Consider the following 23472-nt stretch of genomic DNA (forward strand, 5'->3'; position numbering starts at 1 on the left):
TACAAAAAACAAAACCAAAATAAAATTTGGTTGAATTATGAAATAAATTTGCTTTTAAACACAGTTCGTCACTTGTGCTTATTTTTGTAATAAGTCTGTAGACTTATAGGAAGGATTTTATGAACCTAAAAGTCTACAGACTTTTTACAGTAATAGGTCCAAGTCACGCTTTCAGCTTAAGACTTGAACCAGTTCTATAGTTTTTTAAATGGAATAAACGCCTTTCGATCTAAAGAAACATAATAAATCCTTTGTTTCCGATGTACCAAAAATGCTTTGGTGACCCCACTTTCATTTACCGTAATACTATCTTTTTCCATCACCAATTTGGCTCTGATTTCACTTTCTAAACTAGAATAAAGGAAGGTGAGAAATATGGAGTCATTTTCAATTTTTACATTCCCGCTAGTATGATCAGGGATTACATCTGTTTTTAGTATTTGAGTAAACCTTGTGGAATCTAAAATATACTCACCTTGAATTTTTTCAAAGGGAGCTGGAGTTTGATGCTCTTTTTTGATTTTAGTGGGAGTTTCACATGATAAAAACAAAAGTGTTATGCCTATCATGTGAATCATTCGTTTTTTCATTGCTATACCTTTTGGTTTCAGGTATAACAGTTAGATCAAACAGTTGTTTATCATTTCCTTAAGATCATGTTTGAAGCATGCTCTAAAAACTGATTTTATAGTAAAGATTCGGCATGATAAAGAAGACGTGATCTTCATCAATTGTTTTTAAGCGATGATTGTATTTATAACCTCTCATTTGAGTGGTCAATAGTGCATTTTGCATATCTAATCCCCAAGTTCTCACACTTTTCTTCTTCGGAATTTTATAAGTGACACCAAAGTTCATCCACACTTCAGGGTTTCCTTTTATAGAATATAGCTCGCCCTCTTTATAGACTACTTTTTGCTGTTCATGCGATGCTTTTTCATCATAAGGTGTCAAAGGAGTACCACCCAAGTAAGTTGCATTAATATTGACGCCTAATAAGTTTTTACCCTTCACCACAAATTCTTTTCCGGCAGTAATGGTAGCCATAAAGTTTCTGTTGAATAATGTATTTCGGGTTACACCCAAATCATCTGTATATTTTGAATCATAAATCGATCCCGAAAGCATATAATAGAAGCCATTGACCATGGAGCGTTCTAGTGTAATATCAATCCCTTTATTCACACCAGTTCCCGTATTGACAATAGGTGCATTGGCTTCCCAAAGTGTGGTATAGTTTGCAAAAGAATATGCAGTACCTTGCATTACTGGAACGTCGAATAATTCCTGATAATAAACTTCCGTTGTCAAACGTACATTAGAAGAAAGGTTGATTTTCAAACTACCCACATAATGATCTGACTTCGATAATTTCAAATCATTGACTTTTTGTAATTCAGGATTGATAAAAGAATAAACCTTCAATTCTTCTCTTTTACTGTGTCTACCATAAGCAACACCTAACGTCACATTTTTTAATGGAGTATACTGCATTCCAAGACGAGGTTCTACAGCAACTTCATCTACTAATTCAAATTTCGTTACTGAAACACCTGCATTCACACTGAAGTTATGAAGGACCTGATATTTGAACTGCGTAAAAGCATTTAAGTTATAGGCTTGAAGATTGCCGTTGTATCTTGACTGAAGTGTTCCCATTAGCGTATCTACTTTTTGAGCATAACCATTGGAAGTAATCAAATCTGCTCTGATACCAGACTTATTGATCAGTTTAGGAGAAATTGTAGTAGTGAGCGTATTTGCAAAAGAATATTTACTTTCAATGTTCTGTTGTCTTTCATGTGGATGAAGTGTTCCTGAATTTAAGGTATCAGCATCCTGTTGGAAGTACCTTGTATCGTTTTTATAAAGATTGGTGGTGGCCCCAAGGCTTGTCGATAAAACGCTATGATTTCCTACCGGTATCTGATGATTTACACCAATAGCACCCATCCCGAAATCAATATCTTTATCTAGAAAATCATTATCATATTCTCTGTATTTTAATTTGATATCCGTAGGGTCCTCATCATCCACTTCATGAACATATTTTTTGAAAGGTGTTTCAATATCACTCAATCCACCCATACCCCAAATCGTCAGATTACCGTATTTTTTGGAAGGAAAAGAAAGGTTGAAAGACAAGTCTTGGAAGTTGGGAGCTGTACCACCTGAAAGCTTTCCGATATACCCAATAAAACCATGTCTGTAGTTGACCAAATAAGAAGAACCTTTCTCTTTATTGATTGGACCTTCGGAAGCGAAATCAGCTCCAAGAATACCTAACTGAACTGAATGATGGTGTTTTTCACTGTCTCCTTTTCTGAAATTGATATCAAATACACCTGAAGTCGTGTTGGAATATTCTGAAGGAAAAGCACTCGTAAAGAAGTCTGTACTTCTCAATACATTGGCACTATAAATAGAAATCAGCCCTGCCCCTGCCAAGTTTCCACCGCCAAAGTGAGCGGCACCTGAAACATCAATATCATTCACTCTCCATAAAACTGAAGTGGGTGAATTACCTCTAATCACTACGCCATTATCTTGAGGGGCTGAAAAAGTAACCCCCGCAAAGTTGTAAGCTACTCTCGATGGATCACTCATTCCTCCAGCAAAACGCCCAGACTCTTCAATGGAAAAAGAACGGTTACTTACTACTGACATGATATTAGAAGCATCTTTATCTGTAGTGGCTGAGATTGTAATATCATCCAAAGTAGTCACACTCTCTTCCATTTCTAACACCACATTATTTTGACCTTCACCTGTCACTAACACTTCTGTCTTGCGGATATTTTTATACCCCATAGACTGTACAAGCAAAGTATAACGTCCCATTTTGATACCTTGAAGACGAAATTTTCCATCTGCATCAGCTGTAGTTCCAATAACAGGATTTGAATTTTCGATCTGAATGGAAGCTCCAATAATAGGTTGTTGCGTTACTTTATCGATGACTTTTCCTTGTAAAGAATAAGTCTGTGAAAAGGCAAATTGGCTTAAAAGTATTGATAAAAAAATCAGCGTTAGATGTTTCATTAATTATAAGTTTGATGAACATGAAATGTCGTTTTCATGTTCATGACCCGCTTATACCTGAATACCCCTATTCGGTTGAATAACTTTTTCTTTTTTACTGATAATATTCTGAATAACCTTATGCTTTTTCACCACTCCAATATACCCTTTGACAACTTCACCATATTTTGTCTCCAGGATCAATACATCATTTGTTTCCTCATCAAAATAAAACATCAGTCTCATTATTTCTGAATGGATTTCATTTGAAATGACCTCAAACTTCGTAACATTTCTTAGCCTTGAAAGATGCAGTGTTTTGGAGAGGTAATTGACTTTGTAGAGCACTCTATAATCTATAGCTTCTTTATCAATTTCCTTGATCATAAAAAGCTCATTCAGTTCATCATTGGCCACAAAGAGTATGGTTTTATGACCATTAGCATCACCAGAAATAGAACGGTAACTGATACCGCTTTCCTCTTCGTACTGTACCGTTTCTGATACTTTGAAGCTTATGGTATTATAATCAAAAGAGTCTCCTTCTTGTAATTGATAGATTGATTGACTTAGTGTATCCTGATTAAAATCCCTCATATGCAGTGGCAATTGAGAGAAATTGGGGAGAATATTTTTTGATTTGACCTTTCCTTTTGAGGCTGCAGCTATTTGAGGGTTTTCATTTTTAATGGCAGTACTAATGTCCAGTTCCTTTTTGATTTCTTGAAGGGCTTTTAAAGAAAAGTTTTTTCCAGTCGCATTTATGTTATCATAGGAACTGAGCAACACCGCACTTTTATGATTTTTATTGGTGTACATCAAATCATATATTTTATTACCATTGATGTTATGATCTATGATGCTGAAGTTCTCTATATCTTTGATATCAATATTCTCATTGCTGAAAAACGAAGAAAAAGGAGTTGTAAAAACACTTAATGTATCGTCTTGCACCGCAATTGTCATTTTGGTGTTTTTGTTGATAAAATAGATAAACAGCTGTTTTAAAAAACTCCAGAATAATACCTTAACTGAGAGTAATAATAGACTTTGCCCAGCAGTCGTTATTAAAGAGATCAAAGCCGTTGAGGCGATGACTGAATTAAAGGCACGATTTATTTTTTTTGCAGGTTTATCATAATGGATATCGATGACCAAACCGCTTGTATTTCTATATCGGAATTGAGGTTCTTTCATTTTCATACGGCCATGAAGTTATTGAATGATGAGAGATTTTCTTTTTTAAGTAAAAAGGCTTGAACCACGTCACTGTCAAACACTTCCACTCTTAATAAGGTATTGGCATCTTCGGACTGAAAATAAAATAACTGCACCTCTTTGATCGGTGAAATATTATTATTCTCATAGTGCTTTTTTACCGCCACTTTTTCCACGAAGTTCAGTTCTTTATCATCAATAGTAACCGGCTTTTCTTTATGAATAATAGCATTGATAGCCAAATGCAAGTTGATCTCCTTGGCAATATAAAGCCCCTCTTCATCTTCATTGTAAATACAGATAATGAGGTTTTCATTGACCATAGATCTGCAGTGCAATTGCTTTATGGCAGTAGATTTACTTTTCTGAAAAACAGCCAATCTAGTCACTAGAAAGTTTTCTGTTCTATAGTTGAAAAACGCCCCAGCATTCAATTCAAAAAGGGAATTATTAATAGAAAGTGTTTTACTATTGACGGCCATTTGATGATCTACATTAAAAGGCTTTTTAGTGGCCACTTTTTCATAAGATTTAAACTCGTGCTCACCAGGAATTTTCTGATCAATAATACCCAGGAAATCCTCAATCATACTTTCCATTTGTTCCAGTATTTTATAAGGAATATTGTGTCTTTTGCTGATCAATATCCGTTTCTTCATTTTTTCATCTATAAAATAAAGCTGATATCTACCTTCGAATTTTTTGATATACAACTGCTTTATACTCGATACCTTGATAGAGTAATAATGCAGGCTTATTTTAAAAGGAAAGTTGAAGTACGAATGGCATTTCATTTCAGAATGATCAATAATAATATCCTTATGAGGGGCCTTTCGAACATAATTATACCAAATGATAAGAAGTATAATATTAGGGGGAATCAGTACTATAAATGGATTGAGTTTACCTAAAAGTACTGTAGATACAAAGATGAAAAATATGATACCGCAAGCTTCCCAAAGAATTCCTAAAAAGAGAAGTGTCAACGGTCTGGAGTAGTCCGCTTCACATGAAAAGCCGATCTCGTTTTGTTCTTCATAAAATTGAACTTGTGGATGCAGTGGCTGATATTGAATATCTTGTCTAGTTTCCATTTTTGGTATTGTTGCTTTAAGTAAGTACCTAATGTTTAGTTTTTGAAGATTTACGCTTCGTAAGTTATAAATTTATACGATATTATGCAGATTAGATGTTTTTGTTTTTAGTGATTTTTATGATTAAAAGTCCAATTCATTTCCTCTGTAAGTACATGGAAAAAATAAAAAGGATGAGAAGTAATCTGAAAATCACTCCCCATCCTTATGCAAATATACTAAACCAGTTGTCTTTTTAGGAAAAGTAAACCTTACTTATTCACTCTGATTACTTCCCTGCTTTTCTTATCAATACCCCAAAGGTTTCCTTCAGGATCAATAGCAATCCCTTGCCCTCTTACAGGTGAAGGAGTTGTTGTTTCCCAAATTAAAGTTGACCCCATCGTTGGGAACTTTAAGGTATATAATTCATTGAAGTGATGATGTGTACAAAGGATCGTATCATCTTCTAGAAGTACGCCCCCTGATATGCTGTAAGGAGATACTTTTTCAATTAATGCTTTCGGCAGTACCCATGCTTCTTTTCTGTTCCAGTTCAAATCATATTTGATAAGCTGTGACCAAGAAACATCACGGTTTTTCTGCATTTTTCCTTCATTGGCATAATGCACAAACATCACGTACCAGTGGTTTTTCTGCTGCACAATCCATGTGCAAGATCCGATATCAATACCGAAACTGTGGTTCCCAATATGTTCCAGTGTGTTGATATCCCACATTTCAATGGAAGAATGCATTGGGATTTCAGGGTAATTGGAATGAGCGCAGAAAAGCGTATCGTTTTGGATGTAGGCACTGTTCAAATGCTTCAGGCGATCATCCTGCCATCTTTTCACTTCTTCTCCACCAGAAATAGTTCTTTTAACGATAGTGTTGTTATCTACCACAAAGAAGAATTCTTCCGTAGCGGCCACTGCTTGACGGGCATGTGGTGCTTTATATCTTTTTACTTCTTCTTGTGCTTTGACACTCAAGTAGGCAATGCACAAGAAGAAAAATATATAATATCTTTTCATTATAACTCAAACTTTAAACCTACTGTAACAGTCGGACCATATTGCTCTGTTTGATGCAACAAGTGTTCATAGGCAGGGTTGCCATAGGTTTCAATTTCCATTTGATTCGTTAAGTTGTTCATCTGCGTGAAAACGCTGAACTGATTGTTTACTTTATAACTTGCTGAAATGTCTAAATGGAACTGAGAAGTGAAGTAAACATCTCTATCTTGTCTGTCTGCCACATCAATTAATAATGGACCTCTGTAGTTACCCGCAATTGCAATCATAAGACCGTTTTTAGGGTTGTCGTAAGTCAAAATAAAGTTAGCCATATCTCTTGGGCTGTTACCCATCACTACTTTTCTACCGTCTTCTAATTCTTGCTCAGACAATGTATAAGTATAGTTGGCCATTAAGTTGATCCACTTCAACATCGGTACATTCAAGTCTCTTAAGTTTTTGCTGTACGCTACCTCGAAACCATATAAATGTGAGCTTTCACCGTTTTCAGGTCTTGTGATTTCCCAAATCTGACCGTTTTCTTCCACAAAGTTTTTAGAAGTATAAATCTGATTTTCTAAGAATTTTGCAAACACACCAAAAGTGAAATAACCCATATTGTCAGTGTATCTTTCAAAAATCAAATCAAAGTTGGTAGAGATGGCTGGCTGAAGATCAGGGTTTGATAAACGCTTTGTGAAGTTTTCATCATCAATCACTTCTCTTGGAATAAGTGAAGTAAATGAAGGTCTACTTAAACCTTGTGCTACCGCCGCTTTCAACATGTTTTTCTCATTGAATCGATACACCGCATTGATGGATGGCAATACATTGATATAAGAAGAATTATCAGAAAGTGTTCTTACATAATCACCCGTGTTTTCATCATATTCATGGAATTCATAACTGTTTCTTGTGGCTTCAATACGAGCACCAATCAGCGTATTAAATTTCGAAGTCCATTGAATGTCTCCCATCAAGTAACCGGAGTTGATAATCTCATCTGCTTGATAGTTTTGATTTTTGACTTCATAGTTTTCTTGAGGACTGCCAAGCGGTAAGTCACCAAATTCAGCATCCGTAAAACGAAGATCTCTTCTGTAGAATTGTCCAGGAGCAAGGTAGATCGGCTCAAGGTTGTCCATCGTCGCTCTTCTAGCGTTATTGACTTTGTCTTTATGCCATAATTTATAACCTGCAGAAATGGTAGAAGTTTCTCCCAAGAAACGGAAAGGTTGTGAAGCATTGATCGTGAAAGAGTGATCCAATTCTGTGTTTTCTTTCGTATCAATACGCACTGGCTTATTCATTTCCAACATATTGTCAGGTTCCAAAGCCATTGTTCCATCCAAATCCCAAGGACTCATATTGTCAAAGTGATGTGTTCCTAACGTTCTGCTGAAGTAATACTGCGTTCCGTCAGGCTCATCAATAACAGTTTTGATTCTCGTCGCTTTATAATCTAATTTCAAACCGCTCTTGAAACGGTGTTCACCGCCTACACCAAACATATCAGTCATTGTTCTTTTGGCTCTAGTTTGTGTTTCTCTGTCTTCTGTAAAAGAAGCTACTGGAGCATCTGGAGTTTCTAGATCATATTTGTAATTGAAGTTTGTTCTACCCCTTCTTCTGTCATCATTAAAAAAGTTAGAGTTGTAGGAAGCTCTAATGATATTATTGTCATCGAATTTATAATCCATACCTACGTTGTAACCATAACGTTCACGTCTCACATCATAATCATTCCATCTTTTTCTCGTTAGTTGATCATCGTCGTTTAATGTATATTCTTGTAAGACTGTACCTCTATTCGTCAAGTAATAACTACCTGTAGCATACACACCAAGTTTGTCTTTGAAGAAACGGTTACCTACATATAAACTGTGGTTTTGCTGTCCTAATCCCCAACCATCATTAAATGGATCTGCGTGGAAGTTTTTACCTCCAGAAGTAATCGCTCTCAATGTAAACTCAGAAGGAGCATCTTTCAAAGTAAAGTTGACCGCACCACCAATAGCACCGCCATCCATATCTGGAGTCAATGTTTTCTTGATTTCAATAGATTCCATGATATCAGCCGACATAAAATCAAGTGCAGCACCACGACTATCTTCACCACCAGGCATTGGCGTTCCGTTCATCTGCACTTGGTTGTATTCAGAAGCCATACCACGGATTTGAATATTCTGACCTTCTCCTCTGTTTCTTACAATGGAGATACCCGGAATACGCTGTAATGCTTCTGCACCATTTCTATCCGGCATTGTCGAGAACTGTTCTGAAGAAACGATATTTTTAATACTCACAGCATTCTTCTGCTCGTTCAACGATTTCGCTTGTCCTTTCGTAAATTCACCATAAACCGTCACACCATCCAGTTCAGTCACATCAGCATTCATGGTGATATTCAATTTAAAAGGCTTTCCATCTTCAAGTACGATATTGATAACATCGGCATTATAACCAAGATAAGTTGCACTGATTTGGTAGCTACCTGAAGGAATGCTATTGATATGGAAATTACCATCCATATCTGTAATACTAGCATAAGTGGTTTCCAATACGTTTACTTGAGCATAGGGAAGGGGATCGCCCGAAGGGCCTAAAATTTTTCCGTACAGGTCTGTAGTTTGACCCATACTATTTGATGAGAATAAGGAAATACATATCCCAGTTAAAATAAGGTAGAGATAATGTTTCATTCTGGTTTTAGTTATGATAATAGATAATACTAATTGAAAGTTATGGGGGCAAAAGTAGGTGGAGTAATATTACCAGGCTGTGAATAATTAATGAGGATTTATATTACAGAAATGTTACTTATTGGATATTTGAAACTAGTCTATTATTGGAGAATGAATGTCTATTCTTTTTTAATGCTCATAACAAAAAACTGAATGCTCCACTTCGATTGTTTTTATATTTCCTAAACAAAGACATTCTATTACTACATTATGAAACCAATGTGAACGATCTTGTAACATGGTTTTTGGTGATTTGGAGCGTATACTTTGTTGTTTGTAATTGTTAAGAGTCAGCTTCTAAATTTCTTGTGATAGATGTTAAGTGTAGGTCGAAAATAGGCAAAATGTCGTGCACCAAGACTGAAGTCATGGGCAGGGGATACTACCATGTTTCAAGTGTTAAGCGCGAGCGTCACTTGGAACTGAATATTGGTGAAGTCTCCTGACTTCGAATATAAAACCCACATTTTTATTTATTTCTAAGTCGGGAGACTTAGCCAAAGTATTATCACAAGTGGCGCCTCTCGGCTTAACACTTGCGATATGGTGTGAAGACATTTTGAATGATGAAAATAGTTCGTATTGTGGTTCAGCGGACGTTGCAATGCAACATCCCTACAGGATACCAAAAAAAAGGGGTGAAAAGCAACATTTAAATTACTTCTCACCCCTTATGGATATATTTTAGAAATTAAGAGCGAATGCCATTTTTCATTCTTCATTCTTAACTCTCTTAAATCAACCTTTACCTTTATCAGTAGCAGTTTGCTGTCTCAAGTGATTCAAGACATCAATCTTCGTGATCAGACCTACAAACTTACCTTCGTTGACTAAAATCGCCACCATGCCATCTCTGAAGATCTCCATTAATCTATCAATACTGTCAGAAGATTCTATCACTACAAGGTTACTTGTCATGTATTCAGCTACGAAACGCTCAAAAGCAGACTCATCATCATAAACGCTGAATAAAATATCTGATTCATCAATGATACCTAATATCTCGTCTCCGTCCATAATTGGAAGCTGAGAGATATCGTACATTTTCATCTTTTTGTAAGCATCCAATAAAGTATCTTCAATGCTTGCAGTGACTACCTCACCTTTCTCATAATAATTAGAGATCAAATCACGAAGGTCACCGAAGGTTTCTTTTTCAATAAATCCTTTCTCTTTCATCCAGTTATCATTGAATAACTTAGAGAAGTATTTGTTACCACTGTCGCAAACGAATGTCACTACACGTTTTGGTTCAGTTTGCTCACGGCAATATTCCAAAGCAGCCGCAATCAATGTACCTGATGAAGAACCTGCAAGGATACCTTCTTTCAGTAATACCTCACGAGCCGTATTGAAGCTGTCTTTATCAGAAATAGAATAGGCCTTCTTTGTTAAAGAGAAGTCAGCAATTTCAGGAATAAAATCCTCACCGATTCCTTCTACATACCAAGAACCTGCTTCACCGTATTCTCCTTTATCAATGTAGTCCTTCAAGATAGACCCTTCAGGATCTGCTAATACTAGCTCCGTAGATGGATTTGCTTTTTTGAAGAAAGCGGCCATACCAGAAATTGTCCCCGAAGAACCAACACCTGCTACTACAGCGTCTACATCGCCGTTCATTTGTGATAAAATCTCAGGACCTGTTGTCAACTCATGGGCCAACGAGTTGTCAGGATTTGAGAATTGATCTATATAATAGTATCCCTTTTCTTCCGATAAGCGATTTGCCATATCTTGGTAGTATTCAGGATGCCCTTTACCAACATCTGATCTAGTTTGAAGTACCTCTACTCCCATTGCCTTCAAATGAGCTACTTTTTCTTTACTCATTTTGTCAGGCATCACCAATATCAATTTATATCCTTTAAGAATAGCAATCAAAGCTAAACCTAAACCTGTATTTCCAGCTGTAGCTTCAATTAAAGTATCACCCGGCTTGATTTTTCCTGCTTTTTCAGCATTCTCAATCATACTCAAAGCAATTCTGTCCTTGATTGATCCACCAGGATTTTGATTTTCTAATTTTAAATAAAGCTCACAGTTGCCTGTATCTATATTTCTAACCTTTACGAGAGGCGTATTTCCAATAAGAGAAATAAGGTCATTTTGTGTCTTACTCATGTGTGTATCTGCCTTTTTAAGTACTAGGATTAAAAAGAAAAGGTAAAAACTCCGATTGCATTTACCTTGGTACTTGTGCTGTACAATGCTACAAATTTCTTCAAAGTTACATAAGTGCCTGTTTGAAACAATTATTTATTCCACAAATCCGCTGATTTAGAACGTGTTTTTTTAAAATTTAAGTACTAAGCCAAAAATTAATGATAATTAATTCTTGGCTTAGTACTTATCATTCTGATAAAGGTTTACCGTTCTGGTTTACTTTTTCTGCAATGCAGAACAGAATGGAAAATAGGTAGTAAAACTGCATTGTAGATTAATTCTTGATCATTATGTTATATGAAATGATCATTTTAATATCATTGATTAATTAAATATCAAATTAATGATAATATATTGATCTTTAGTAGTTTTTGTAAAAACTAAATTTTATCTTTGTTTAAATATTTATCTATAATAGTTTTAAAAATGAAACATTTGATGAATATTTAAGAAAATGTTGAAAAAAACTGACATTTTTTAGAAGTACGTATTTATGTTACGTTCTACCCCCCTAGATTTGTAGTATCAATAAGCAGAAAAGGTTTCTACTGTTGATCATTGAAAAGAACTTACACACATTTAAATTATAATCATCATGGCTGCGGATAAAGGTCAAAACACAGAAAAATTAAAAGCACTAGAAACTACTATTGCTAAGTTGGAAAAGCAGTTCGGTAAAGGAGCTGTAATGAAAATGACAGATGACAATGTTGTAGATGTACCGGTTATCTCTACAGGTTCATTAGGTCTTGACTTGGCGTTGGGTGTAGGTGGTGTACCAAAAGGTCGTATCATTGAGATTTACGGTCCTGAATCTTCTGGTAAAACAACACTTACATTACACATCATTGCAGAAGCTCAAAAGCAAGGTGGTATGGCGGCCTTTATCGATGCGGAACACGCTTTCGATAAAATCTATGCTGAGAAATTAGGCATCGACATGGAGCGTCTTCTTGTAGCACAGCCTGACCATGGTGAACAAGCATTAGAAATTGCAGAACAATTAGTACGTTCAGGTGCTATTGATGTAATGGTAGTCGATTCAGTTGCAGCCTTAGTACCAAAAGCGGAATTAGAAGGTGATATGGGTGACAGTAAAATGGGTCTTCACGCTCGTTTGATGTCTCAAGCACTTCGTAAAATCACTGGTGCTATCAGTAAAACAAACTGTTCGGCCATCTTCATTAACCAGTTACGTGAGAAAATTGGTGTAATGTTCGGTAACCCTGAAACAACAACAGGTGGTAACGCCTTGAAATATTATGCTTCTGTACGTTTGGATATCCGTCGTATCGGTGCGATCAAAGAATCTGCTGACAACGTAACAGGTAACCGTACAAGAGTGAAAGTACAAAAGAACAAAGTAGCGCCTCCTTTCAAACAAACTGAGTTTGATATCCTTTATGGTGAAGGTATCTCTCGTGCAGGTGAGGTATTAGATATGGCTGTTGAGTTTGAAATCGTGAACAAAGCAGGTTCATGGTTCTCATACAGCGGTTCTAAATTAGGTCAAGGTAGAGAAACTGTAAAAGAGTTGATCAAAAATAATCCTGAACTAATGGAAGAATTAGAAGAGAAGATCAAAGTACAAGTATTTGGTCAAGCTCCAGCAGAAGAAGAGGCAGCTCCAGCTCCTGCAGCAGAAGAGAAAAAATAGGGCTAAAAAAGGAATTTATTTCTTTGTGAAGCCTAACATATTGTACTATACCCTATGCAGTTAACATTGCGTAGGGTATTTTTTTTATAAAAAATATAATTCGTAAGTGAAAAATTAATTTTGAATCATACGTTTTAAGAAAAATTAAATAATGCGGTCTTTTTTTTGTTAATTCACACCTTAAAGTATTCTAAAAACTCAAATACTTAATTTCTTATGAGAAAAAATCTAATCTATTTCTTAGCCCTGCTATTCTTAGGGTTTATGACCTCATGTTCAGACGATGAAGATCCGGCTGCTAGTACTCCAACAATTGATGTGTCTGGTGTTCCTACAGGAGATGTAGTAGTTGGTCAGTTTACAGATTCATTGATCATGAACGTTAATGCTGATGAAAAAATTGAATCATTGTTGTTAACCTTACCATGGGATGAAGGTCAATTAACAACAGATTTGGCAATGGATCCATCAGAACAAGGCAAGCCAGATAATACTCAGGATCATATTGATGTTCATCAGTTTATCTTTGCTAGTTCTGATGCAGATGATTACAAAGATGTAGAAGGTGAAAAACAAGTAAGACTTGTGATTACCCCAACTGTTCTTAATTTATTAGATGAAGCAGGTGTATTGACAATTACCTTAAAAGTGACGGACAAAAAAGATATGTCAACTACAGGTTCTGCAACTATTACAATCGTTGATCAAGCAGTGGCTGTAGGCTTTTCAATTGGTAATGGTGTGATCACAGGTGATACACTGACTACAGACTATGGCACAGTATTAACGATTAACCCTACTTCAAATGCAGGAACTGCAATTGAAACAGTAACTGTCAATGGTACAACAGTTGCCGCATCAGATGGTAAGTATAATTACACGCTTGTGAATTCTGATACATTAAAAGTGATTGCTACTGATGCCAACGGAATTGCTAGTGAAGAAACAATGCTTGCTGTAAGCTTGAACTTAAAAGCTGCTGAAGCATTTACTTGGCAAAGAGTAGGTGCTGCTGATGGAACAGGTTTAGATAAATATGGCCTGACTTGGACAAGCAACTCAGCTACTAATGCAATTGTAAAATCTGCATCAACGACCAAGCTAGTTCAGTTGGCAGAAGCTGATTGGACAGGTATTACTACTCAATCTCAATTAGCAGCAGCAGTAATGGCTGGTACAGGAATTGATCAGTACGAAGGTGTATCTGTAACTGCATCTGGAACATACAACGATGTGCTTGCTACTGAAGTAACTGCAGACGGTGGTGCAAAAACATATTACTTGATTAATGTTACAAATGGTACTGTTACTACAAGTGAGCAAACAGGAACTACAGTAACAATTATGGGTGAATCAAGAGATGACCTTTACGCTACAATATCTGAAGAAGCAAAATAATCTGTAAATCAGAGTTATAATTTTAGGGCTGACTTTTATTTAAATAAGTCAGCCCTATTTTTATGTTCAATTTGTTTTGTGTTATGAGCATTAGAATAAAATTATAATCATTTTGCTCTTTAAAAATTCACCCAAAATAAGGGTGATTTTTATTGATAATCGACCTCTAAAGTATTAGATTCAATCTTTAATAATTTCAATTTTTAACTCGAGAATAAGTATTTTATTCTCATTTTTTATACTTAGTTAATTATGAAAAAAGTCTTAGTATACTTATTAGCATTACTATTGATTGGCTCTTTCACTTCATGTTCTTCATCAGATGAAGTAGAAGATTTATTATCAGATATAGGTTTAGATGAACCGCCATCGATTGCTGTATCTGGTATTGTAGATGGTGAATTGACAGCTTCAACTGTCTCAATCGGTGTATGGGCACCTAAAAAAATTAAAAGCTTTAAAGTAACAATTCCAGGATTAGGAGAAATGGATTTTGCACAGGCTCCTACAGTGACACAACTTCCTGTATATACTGCATTGGGTATTGATTATGAAGAAGTAGCAGGTGCTGAAAATTATACATTAAGAATAGGTTCTGATCTTTTGGGTAACTTACCGGCAGGTGAACATTCTATTCCTATTATGGTAACAGATATGTTGGATCAGAGTATTGATACAACTGTATCATTTACAAAAGAGTAATCTTTGCTGTAAGCAAACTACCATTAAGGTAATTCAAAAAGTGTTGTCCTATTGATCAAATAAGGCAACACTTTTTTATTGTCTAAGAATACAATTACATATCCCTTAAAATCTCAGATGGGTTTGTATTTACAACCTTCCAACAAATAGCAGTAATTGTAATCACAGAAATCAAACAAACTCCTATTCCGAGCAGTAACCAATCGATAAACTGAATTTGAATTCTATTCGGAAAAGTGGAAAGCCATTCAACGCTGTAATAATGAGCAATAGGCATAGCGATAAAAAAGGAAATAAATATCCAAAGCAAGTAATCTTTATTGAATAAGAATAATACTTGTTGCACAGAAGCACCATTTACCCTGCGGATACTGATCTCTTTCGTTCTCTGTAAAACAGAATAACGAGTGATTCCCCAAAGTCCACTAACAGCAATAAATAAAGTGATTGCTCCAAAGAATAAACTTACCTGATTTTGACCTTCTGTTTCTTTATAAATTTGAAAAATGCTTTGGTCATAAAATATGGCGTCCGTCAAAAAATAATCAGGATTATCCTCTAACCATATATTTCTTACTTTTTGAGCCAATTCCAATGGGTTTGAGGTCGCGTATTTCACATTGATATAGGAAAAACCACTCACTTTTGTAGTAGTAACGATCATTAAAGGTTCATCTAATTGTTTCAAACCTCTTATAGCAAGGTTATCTAATATTCCGACTACCTTATATTTTTTACCATTGTATTTTATGAGAGAACCTAATTGAGTACTATTATTCTTTTGAATAAACTCTTTATTAATGATACATTCAGAATAACTCAGTTTTTGATTGGAATCGAAATATTTCCCTTTAGATAATTTAATGTCAAAAAATGACAAGTAATTGATATCAACATGTAAAGTAGAAGTGACATAAAACTCTTCGGAACCTTCCAATTGAACACTTTCAATACTAATATTATTACCTATACCAATAAATTCAATAGAACTAGTAACATCCTTTACTCCAACCATTTTTTTAATTTCTTCCTTGTAGGCATCTCTCTTCTCAGTACTAGCATAGATAGGGATAGCAAAAATATTTTCATAGCTAAATCCATGATCTGCTTTTAGTAAATGTTGGTATTGCTGATGAACAATGAAGCCGACGGAAAGCAAAATAAACACGGTAGAGAATTGTAATACCAAAAGTATTTTATCCCCGTATCGATAAGACGAAAATAATTGTGTTTGCCCACTTAAACTTTCAGCAAGAGAAAAGGATTTTACACCTCTCAATGATAGATAACTTAATACTACTATTAGAATTGATCCTATGCTTAGGTAAAAGAATAGCACCTCTAAAGGATAATCTTTTAAGTATACAACAGAATTTAATTTATCATTGATAAAAGAGAGTATAAAGTGGAAAGGCAATAATGAAAACCCAATAGAAATTAAAATCAAAAGTCCTATTTCAATACAGGTTGAAATAAGGATTTCTTTGTGATGTGCTCCATAGATTTTCATTAAGGAAAGCGTTTGAATTTCTTCATCTTTCTGAGCGGTATAAAGTACCACAAAGTTGACTAGAGATAATATTAGGATGATGACGCCAATAGAAATAATAACCAAGAAGCTTTCGTAAGATCTTAGTTTAGGCATGTCATATAATAGATGATGCGAGTGAAAATGTATATCTTCTATGGGTTGTAAAGTAGCGGTCATTTCAAGACCATGAGGAGTATATTCCTTTTTTAGTAGTGCATTTATTTTTTCTAAACTATTTGGTACTTCGGCCTTATTTTTAAAAGTGAGATAAAGGTAAAAGTGATTAGACCCTACCCAATGATTAACGTTTTCATTATTGACTTTATAGCGTTCCAACGAACATAAAATATCATACTGTAGACTGCTGTTACTTGGAAGGTCTTTAAATACTCCCTTTATTTTTCGAGTAGAACCAGGAATCTCAATTTCTTTATTCAAGGGGCTTTCATCTTTAAAGAAAGTGTTGGCAAATGATTCAGAAATTAGGACATCATCTTGATTATTTAGTACAGTTTCCTTATCTCCAATTATCAATTCTACATCAAAAAAATGGAGGAAGTTATTTTCTACAGCACTGATATTAAAAATGCCTACTTTCTGCTTGTTGATGAGTATATCATTTCTGTAAGGAATTTCGATAATAGCATAATCATTTACGTTGTCAATCTTTTCTTTCATTGCTTGACCATGAATAAAAAAAGCTCTTGCCATATTTAAATTTCCACTTGGTGTGGAAAACTCATAGTTGGTTCTATAAATATCCTTTTCATAAAAACTATCATAACTGCTTTCAGATAGGTAAAATAGAAAAATAAATAAAGCACTACTTAGACCCAAAGTGAGCCCAAGTAGGTTGATTGTAGTATTTTGATAGTTTTTCAGTAAGTTCTGAAAAGCTAATTTGAAATAGATTCTATACATCTTGTTTGCTGTTGTTATAAGTCTCGAAGGACTTTAGATGGATTCATATTCACAATCTTCCAGCAGATCATTGTAATAGTGATGATGGATATGATGGCCACGACTATGCCCATCATTACCCATGAAATATATTCAATGCCGATACGGTCTGGGAATGAAGACAGCCAATCATTGCCAAAGTAATTGGCTATAGGCATGGCAAGAAGGAACGATAGGGATATCCACTGTAAATAATCTCTATTGAATAGTTTTAGAATATCTAATCTTGAGGCACCATTGACTCTTCGGATACTCATCTCTTTGGTACGTTTTAATACCGAGAATCTAGTGATTCCCCATAGTCCAGAAATGGCAATCAATATGGCTATACATCCAAAAAAGAAACTTGCTTGTTGCTGACTTTTGATGTAATTGTAGTTGTATGCGATCTCATCATTATAGAAGGAGATAAAAGCACGAATATCAGGATAGTCTTTTTGGAATTCATCCAAGACTTCATTCGCCAATTGATAAGGATTTTTGGCAGAGGTTTTAATGTTGATATAATCAAAATTCCATCCATCTATCCTCGCTGAGGTACCAATCACCAATGGACCACTTTGGTAAGCCAATGAATTAAAACTGATAGATGGTATTACGCCTACTACTTCATAATCTCTATCGCCACGATGTACTATTGTACCCAATCCGTTCCATCCTTCTAACTTTTTAAAGGCTTCATTGACCAATATTTGACGGTCGCTGATGGTTTTATTAGTGTGAAGATTTTCACCTTCTAAAAGAGAAATATCAAAGCATTCTAAAAAGTCATTGCTGACGTATAAAGCATTAATGATTTCTGATTTTTCACTTTCACCAATCGAGTATCCATTTTTGGTCAACCCAACACCGATCATTTGAGAAGACATACTGACCGTTTCGATGCCAGGTTTCTTAAGGATCTTTTCTTTGAAACTCTTTTGTGATTCTAAAGGCATTACTGTTGAAAGATCAAGCGTAAATACATTTTGATGTTGGAAACCAAGGTCTTTGTGAATAAGATGATAATGTTGTTGGTAAACCGTGATTCCAACACATGATAAAACAAAGACGGTAGAAAATTGAAAGACCAATAATGCTTTTTCACTCCATCCTTTTGAAGCATAAATACTAGTCTGCCCATTCAAGCTTTTGGACAAAGAAGATCTCTTGATCCCTCTCAAAGAAAGACTGCTTAAGACCATGGTCAATACAACTCCGATGATGGCATAAAACCCTAGAATATATGGAATATAATTACTTAAGAATACCCTTGTGACTAACTGATCATTTAAGAAAGGTAAAGCTATATTTAATGTGAAAATTGAAACAAGAATTGCGATACCCACCATCAGAAAGACCTCCATACAAGTTGAAATCCACAAGTCACGATGATGGGCGCCGTAAATTTTCATTAGTGTTAGCGAGTGGATTTCTTCATCTTTTTGGGCAGTATACAATACCACGAAATTCAATAATGCTAACGACAAAATAATACATCCGGCGGCAATGATAATCCATAGACTTTCATTACTTCTCGGGTTGCCGGTATCGTAACTGAGACCTTTGTTGAGGTGAATAGAATCTATAGTCTGAAGTGATGCCTCAATAGAAAAATCATCATCGGGATATACTTCATTCAATATCTTATTCATAGCAGTAATAGTTGCCTCTTTTTGGTCTTCATGAAGTAATTTGATGTAGACATTAAAGTTCCAACCTCCATTCCAACCCAGATAAGCACCATTTTGTTCAGAGACCCATTTTTCAGGAAATAAAACATCAAATTGTAAATGGGAATTGACAGGTCGATCGGGAATAATACCTTCTATAAACAACTTCGTTCCGTACAATTCTATTTCCTGACCAATAGGGTCAGCCTTGCCAAATATCTTCTCTGCCATCGATGCTGTAATTACTGCACTGTTGTTGGCTCGAAGTACTTTTTCCGCATCACCACTAAGCAGTTCAATTCCGAAGAAAGAAAAATAATTAGCACTACCTACAGCCATTCTTATATCTGCATAACGTTGATTAAGAATATAAATAGGCGATGGATTTGGGTTGCTGACCAAGAACATCTCATTGATGTTTTCAATCTTTTCTAAAAAGGTTCCTCCTTCCGGATAAAACGCTTGTGCGGTTTGATCAACATCTCCGTAAATAAACCTTTTATGTGTAATTCTATAAATGTCGTCTTTATAGAAATTATCAAAATTGGTTTCTAGATGAAAGAACAAAAAGATAAACAGAGCACTTGCCAACCCAAGACTTAATCCCAACAGATTGATAAGGGTATTTTGGTAGTTCTTGATCAGGTTTCTAACCGCTAAATTAAAATAAATCTTATACATGGTTATTTAGCTTTAGTTAGAACAACTCAATATCATTTTCTACCTCCGTAACGATCTCACCATCCAAAAGAGAGATCACTCTATGTGCATAATTTGCATCTCTTTGAGAGTGCGTTACCATTACAATTGTCGTTCCTTGTTTGTTGAGTTCGGTGAGTAATTCCATCACTTCTTTACCGTTTTTGGAATCCAAATTACCTGTTGGTTCATCGGCTAAAATCAATTTAGGATTGGAAACTACCGCTCTGCAAATACCCACACGTTGTTGTTGGCCACCCGAAAGCTGTTGTGGATAATGCCCTCTTCTATGACTGATTTTCAAACGGTCCAATACTTCCTCAATTCTCTTTTTTCGCTCGCTTTTACTCAAATCCAAATACGCCAAAGGCAGGGCGATATTTTCAGCCACCGTAAGCTGATTGATCAAGTGGAAGTTTTGAAATACGAACCCAATATTTCCTTTTCTAAGGTTGGTTCTTTGTGACTCTTTGAAGTTGGCTACTTCTTCTCCATCCAGTTTATAATTACCAGAAGAAGGACTTTCTAATAAGCCAATAACATTTAGAAGAGTAGATTTACCGCATCCCGAAGGACCCATAATAGCAATAAATTCTCCTTCTTGAACTTCAAGATTGATATTATTTAAAGCTTGAGTTTGTACTTCTTCCGTTTCGAAGTACTTGTTGATATTTTCTAATTTGATCATTGTATAAGATTTATAATTTGAATTTATATTTTTTTACTCAAAAACTATCTGATCATAATCACCTAGTAAGTTATACTGAGAAATGACTACTTTTTCACCTGCTTTCAGACCCTCGAGTATTTCGTATTTTTGAATGTTTTGATCGCCGATTTTGATCTTTCTTTTTTGTGCCGTTTTACCATCTTCACTCAATACATATACCCATTGTCCGGCAGTTTCAGAATAGAAATTACCTTTATTGAGAAGGAGTGATTTCTTGGGATTTCCAAGACTTAATCGAGCATTTGTGGTTTGTCCAGAGTGAAGGTTTTCGGGTTTTTCCTTTTCAAAAATCAACTCTACTTTAAAAAGGCTTTCCTTTACTTCAGGGTAAATTCTTTGGAGTACCAAATCATAATTTTGATTTTGGAATTGATACGAAGCCTTCAATCCTTTTTTGACTTTAGTGATATAGCGTTCATCTATTTCAGCGATAATTTTCACATCCGACAGATCATACAAAATTCCCAAATGTTGCCCTTGTTGAATGGATTGCCCGATTTCCGCTTCAATATTTCCAAGGTGTGCAGAACTTGGTGCTTTTACCTTCAAATGATCCAAACGGCTTTGTACCAGTTTTAAAGTCGCTCTCATTTTCACTAAATCTTCCTCCAACGTCTGCATTGTCGTTTCTTGAAGAAGGGCATCATTTTCCGCTTTCAGCTTATTTATTTTCAACATTTCCTTTTGATACAAATAATCCTCTTTCGCTTTCAAAAACTCTTCCTCAGGACTTAATCTTTTTTCTAGCAAACGCTTTTGTTGATTATAATTTCTTTCCGCACGTTTTAATTGATACTCACTTTCCACTAGATTTTTCTGCGATTGAATCACATCATTACGGAAGTTGATTTTTGTATTTCTCAGATAGTTTTCCTTTTCCGCCAATGCCACTTCACTGTTCAAAATCTGTTGGTAAAGCTCATTATTTTCCAATTCAATAATCACTTCACCTTCCTGCACAAAACTTCCTTTCTCAGCTACCAATGCTTTCACTCTTCCCCTTTCTACAGCATCCAAATAAATGGTTTGGTGTGGTTGAATTTTCCCTTTGATATTGATATAATCATGAAATAATCCCTTTTCAACTTCAGCGATTTGAAGCTTATTTTTTGAAATACTGATTTCAGATGGAGCATTAAATGCATTGATTCCATAGAGGATAATAGTAAGGATAAAAATACCTGTTGAAATATATCCTATGTATTTATGGAAGGTCGATTTCTTCTTTTTTATAATAGTGTCCATTTGTGTCTTTTTTTTTGATAATTTCTAAATCCAGAATTGATTGCCTTGATAAAACAGCAGTAATTTTTCTTTCAATAAGTAGTTCAATTCAGAAAGCAGAAGATCTACTTCCGCCTGTCCCAGCTTTTGTTTTACAGTAAGTAATGTGACAATATCGATCAGGCCTTCTTCATATTTTTGAAGTGCTATTTCATACGCCATATCATTGGCTTTGATCACTTTCTTTCCCTGCTCTATTTCCTTTTGAAATGCCTTCCACTCTCTGTAATCATTCCCAACAGTTCTTCTCAATTCTTGCTGTTGTTGTTTTAATAAAGCATCTGATTCAGCGACTTGAATTTTCGCTCTTTGCACTGCTAAACGTTGGGTATTTTGATGAAAAATGGGAATGTATAATCGTACCCCTACGGTCTGATTCATATTGTTTTGCCATTGACTTCTAAAAGGAATTACCTGACCACTTTCATCAATATTGGTTTGAAAATATCCAGTATTGATAGAAGCGTATAATCCGAGATCAGGAAGGTAACTTGCTTTCTCGCTTTTAAGATTCTGATGACTACTTTGAAGCGTAAGAAAATGTGTTTTTAGTAAGGCTGAATGATTAGAAAATGTGGTGTAGATGGATTCCTCTGTACCAAAATCTTTAGCCAAAATAGAAGGCTGTTCGAATTGAAGAGATAAAGCATTTAATGGAGCATTGTAGTTCATGATATTGACCAATCTTGCTTTTGCTTCCATCATTTTATTTTGAGCCTGTAAAGACAATAATCTTTCTTTTTCCAATTGAGCTTTCATTTCAGCTACATCAGCAGAAGCTTTCAAACCCAATTCTTGTTGAGAAACCGCTCTGTCTACAATCTTCTCAGATAATTCAATTTGAGCTTTCGTGATCTCTAATAATTCAAAGTTGTACTCCACATCATAAAAAGCTTGAATCACTTCAAACACCAATTGCTCTTTTGTATTCTGCATTTGGTATTGAGACGCCTGAAGTTGGTATTCTTCAAACTTCAATTGATATTTCTTTTTGAAACCTTGAAACAAAGTCCAATTCAAACTCAAGTCAGAAGTATTATTAAAAAACTGATGATCGATATAAGCATTTGTACGAGGGTCAATTGATCGACCTGCATTGAAAGTACCATTAATACTACCACCAATTGAAGGAGCATATTGCCATTTTGCTTGCTTTACACCTAATGAAGCTTGATTGACTTTTAAGGATTCTTGATAGATCGATAGGTTATTTTCAATAGCGTATTGTATGCATTCTTTGAGTGTCAACGAATCATTTGCCTTTACAGATAAAGGGATAATTAGGAGAAGATATATGTAGATCAATTTTTTCATGCTAATTGTCTTTTGTTGTATGCCAATTAGTATCGAAAAAATGGACTAAAGTATTTAAATAGTTGATAGTTAGTGGTTTGTGTTGGTTTTAGATTCTTGAAGTGTAAAATTTTTATACAGAGTGAGGTAAAATAATTTGACAGCTTAATTTAATTTCTTGTGTTTCGCTTGGACGTTTTACTAAAACGTCCCTACATCAGGTGTTATACTCCATGTTTCAAGTGTTAAGCGCTAGCGTACTAACTTAGCATTGTCAAAAGGAAATAAAACTCCTCAGAATAATATTTTGGATTTTCGAGGAGTT

The 23472-nt window shown here is 35.2% G+C and carries 15 protein-coding genes; 3 read left to right on the plus strand and 12 right to left on the minus strand.

The window, feature by feature from the left end:
* Positions 1 to 194 precede the first annotated feature (194 nt).
* From HHU12_RS28685 to HHU12_RS28715, 7 genes are all read right to left on the minus strand, one after another.
* On the minus strand, positions 195 to 569 hold the full coding sequence (locus HHU12_RS28685) for a hypothetical protein (protein WP_169660176.1): 375 nt from the start codon (positions 567 to 569) through the stop codon (positions 195 to 197).
* Positions 570 to 672: 103 nt separating this feature from the next.
* Positions 673 to 3042: a TonB-dependent receptor gene (locus HHU12_RS28690; protein ID WP_169660177.1), complete on the minus strand. Its 2370-nt coding sequence runs from the start codon at positions 3040 to 3042 to the stop codon at positions 673 to 675.
* Between the two features lie 51 nt (positions 3043 to 3093).
* On the minus strand, positions 3094 to 4224 hold the full coding sequence (locus HHU12_RS28695; RefSeq protein ID WP_205960015.1) for a hypothetical protein: 1131 nt from the start codon (positions 4222 to 4224) through the stop codon (positions 3094 to 3096).
* Entirely contained in the window at positions 4221 to 5333 is a 1113-nt protein-coding gene (locus HHU12_RS28700; RefSeq protein WP_169660179.1) for a hypothetical protein, read from the minus strand. Before HHU12_RS28700 ends, HHU12_RS28695 begins: the two co-directional genes overlap by 4 nt.
* A gap of 251 nt (positions 5334 to 5584) precedes the next feature.
* The gene (locus HHU12_RS28705; RefSeq protein WP_169660180.1) at positions 5585 to 6349 is read right to left on the minus strand and encodes a hypothetical protein; all 765 of its coding nucleotides are present in this window, start codon (positions 6347 to 6349) and stop codon (positions 5585 to 5587) included.
* Positions 6349 to 8970: a TonB-dependent receptor gene (locus HHU12_RS28710; RefSeq protein ID WP_205960016.1), complete on the minus strand. Its 2622-nt coding sequence runs from the start codon at positions 8968 to 8970 to the stop codon at positions 6349 to 6351. The genes HHU12_RS28705 and HHU12_RS28710 overlap by 1 nt, the downstream gene beginning before the upstream one ends.
* A gap of 843 nt (positions 8971 to 9813) precedes the next feature.
* Positions 9814 to 11199, minus strand: coding sequence for a pyridoxal-phosphate dependent enzyme (locus HHU12_RS28715; RefSeq protein ID WP_169660182.1), 1386 nt, complete (start codon positions 11197 to 11199; stop codon positions 9814 to 9816).
* 637 nt (positions 11200 to 11836) lie between these two features.
* Between HHU12_RS28715 and recA the strand changes: the two genes are divergently transcribed.
* From recA to HHU12_RS28730, 3 genes are all read left to right on the plus strand, one after another.
* Positions 11837 to 12898 (plus strand): recombinase RecA, encoded by a 1062-nt coding sequence (gene recA / locus HHU12_RS28720; protein ID WP_062619457.1) that lies wholly within the window; start codon positions 11837 to 11839, stop codon positions 12896 to 12898.
* 216 nt (positions 12899 to 13114) lie between these two features.
* Positions 13115 to 14296 (plus strand): hypothetical protein, encoded by a 1182-nt coding sequence (locus tag HHU12_RS28725; protein WP_169660183.1) that lies wholly within the window; start codon positions 13115 to 13117, stop codon positions 14294 to 14296.
* Between the two features lie 252 nt (positions 14297 to 14548).
* The gene (locus tag HHU12_RS28730) at positions 14549 to 14998 is read left to right on the plus strand and encodes a hypothetical protein (protein ID WP_169660184.1); all 450 of its coding nucleotides are present in this window, start codon (positions 14549 to 14551) and stop codon (positions 14996 to 14998) included.
* A 94-nt stretch (positions 14999 to 15092) separates the two neighbouring features.
* Here HHU12_RS28730 and HHU12_RS28735 read toward each other — a convergent pair whose 3' ends face one another.
* Genes HHU12_RS28735 through HHU12_RS28755 form a run of 5 tightly spaced genes read right to left on the minus strand, consistent with a single transcriptional unit; the run spans position 15093 to position 23168 of the window.
* Positions 15093 to 17450, minus strand: a complete 2358-nt coding sequence (locus HHU12_RS28735) for an ABC transporter permease (RefSeq protein WP_169660185.1) — start codon at positions 17448 to 17450, stop codon at positions 15093 to 15095.
* 14 nt (positions 17451 to 17464) lie between these two features.
* Positions 17465 to 19822, minus strand: coding sequence for an ABC transporter permease (locus HHU12_RS28740; protein WP_169660186.1), 2358 nt, complete (start codon positions 19820 to 19822; stop codon positions 17465 to 17467).
* 16 nt (positions 19823 to 19838) lie between these two features.
* Positions 19839 to 20528 carry an ABC transporter ATP-binding protein gene (locus HHU12_RS28745; RefSeq protein WP_169660187.1) on the minus strand — a complete coding sequence of 230 codons (690 nt, stop codon included), beginning with the start codon at positions 20526 to 20528 and terminating at the stop codon, positions 19839 to 19841.
* Positions 20529 to 20561: 33 nt separating this feature from the next.
* Entirely contained in the window at positions 20562 to 21815 is a 1254-nt protein-coding gene (locus tag HHU12_RS28750; protein ID WP_169660188.1) for an efflux RND transporter periplasmic adaptor subunit, read from the minus strand.
* 24 nt (positions 21816 to 21839) lie between these two features.
* Positions 21840 to 23168 (minus strand): TolC family protein, encoded by a 1329-nt coding sequence (locus HHU12_RS28755; protein ID WP_169660189.1) that lies wholly within the window; start codon positions 23166 to 23168, stop codon positions 21840 to 21842.
* Positions 23169 to 23472 lie beyond the last annotated feature (304 nt).

The sequence above is a fragment of the Flammeovirga aprica JL-4 genome (assembly GCF_012844305.1).
In the GTDB taxonomy this organism is placed as follows: Bacteria; Bacteroidota; Bacteroidia; order Cytophagales; family Flammeovirgaceae; genus Flammeovirga; species Flammeovirga aprica.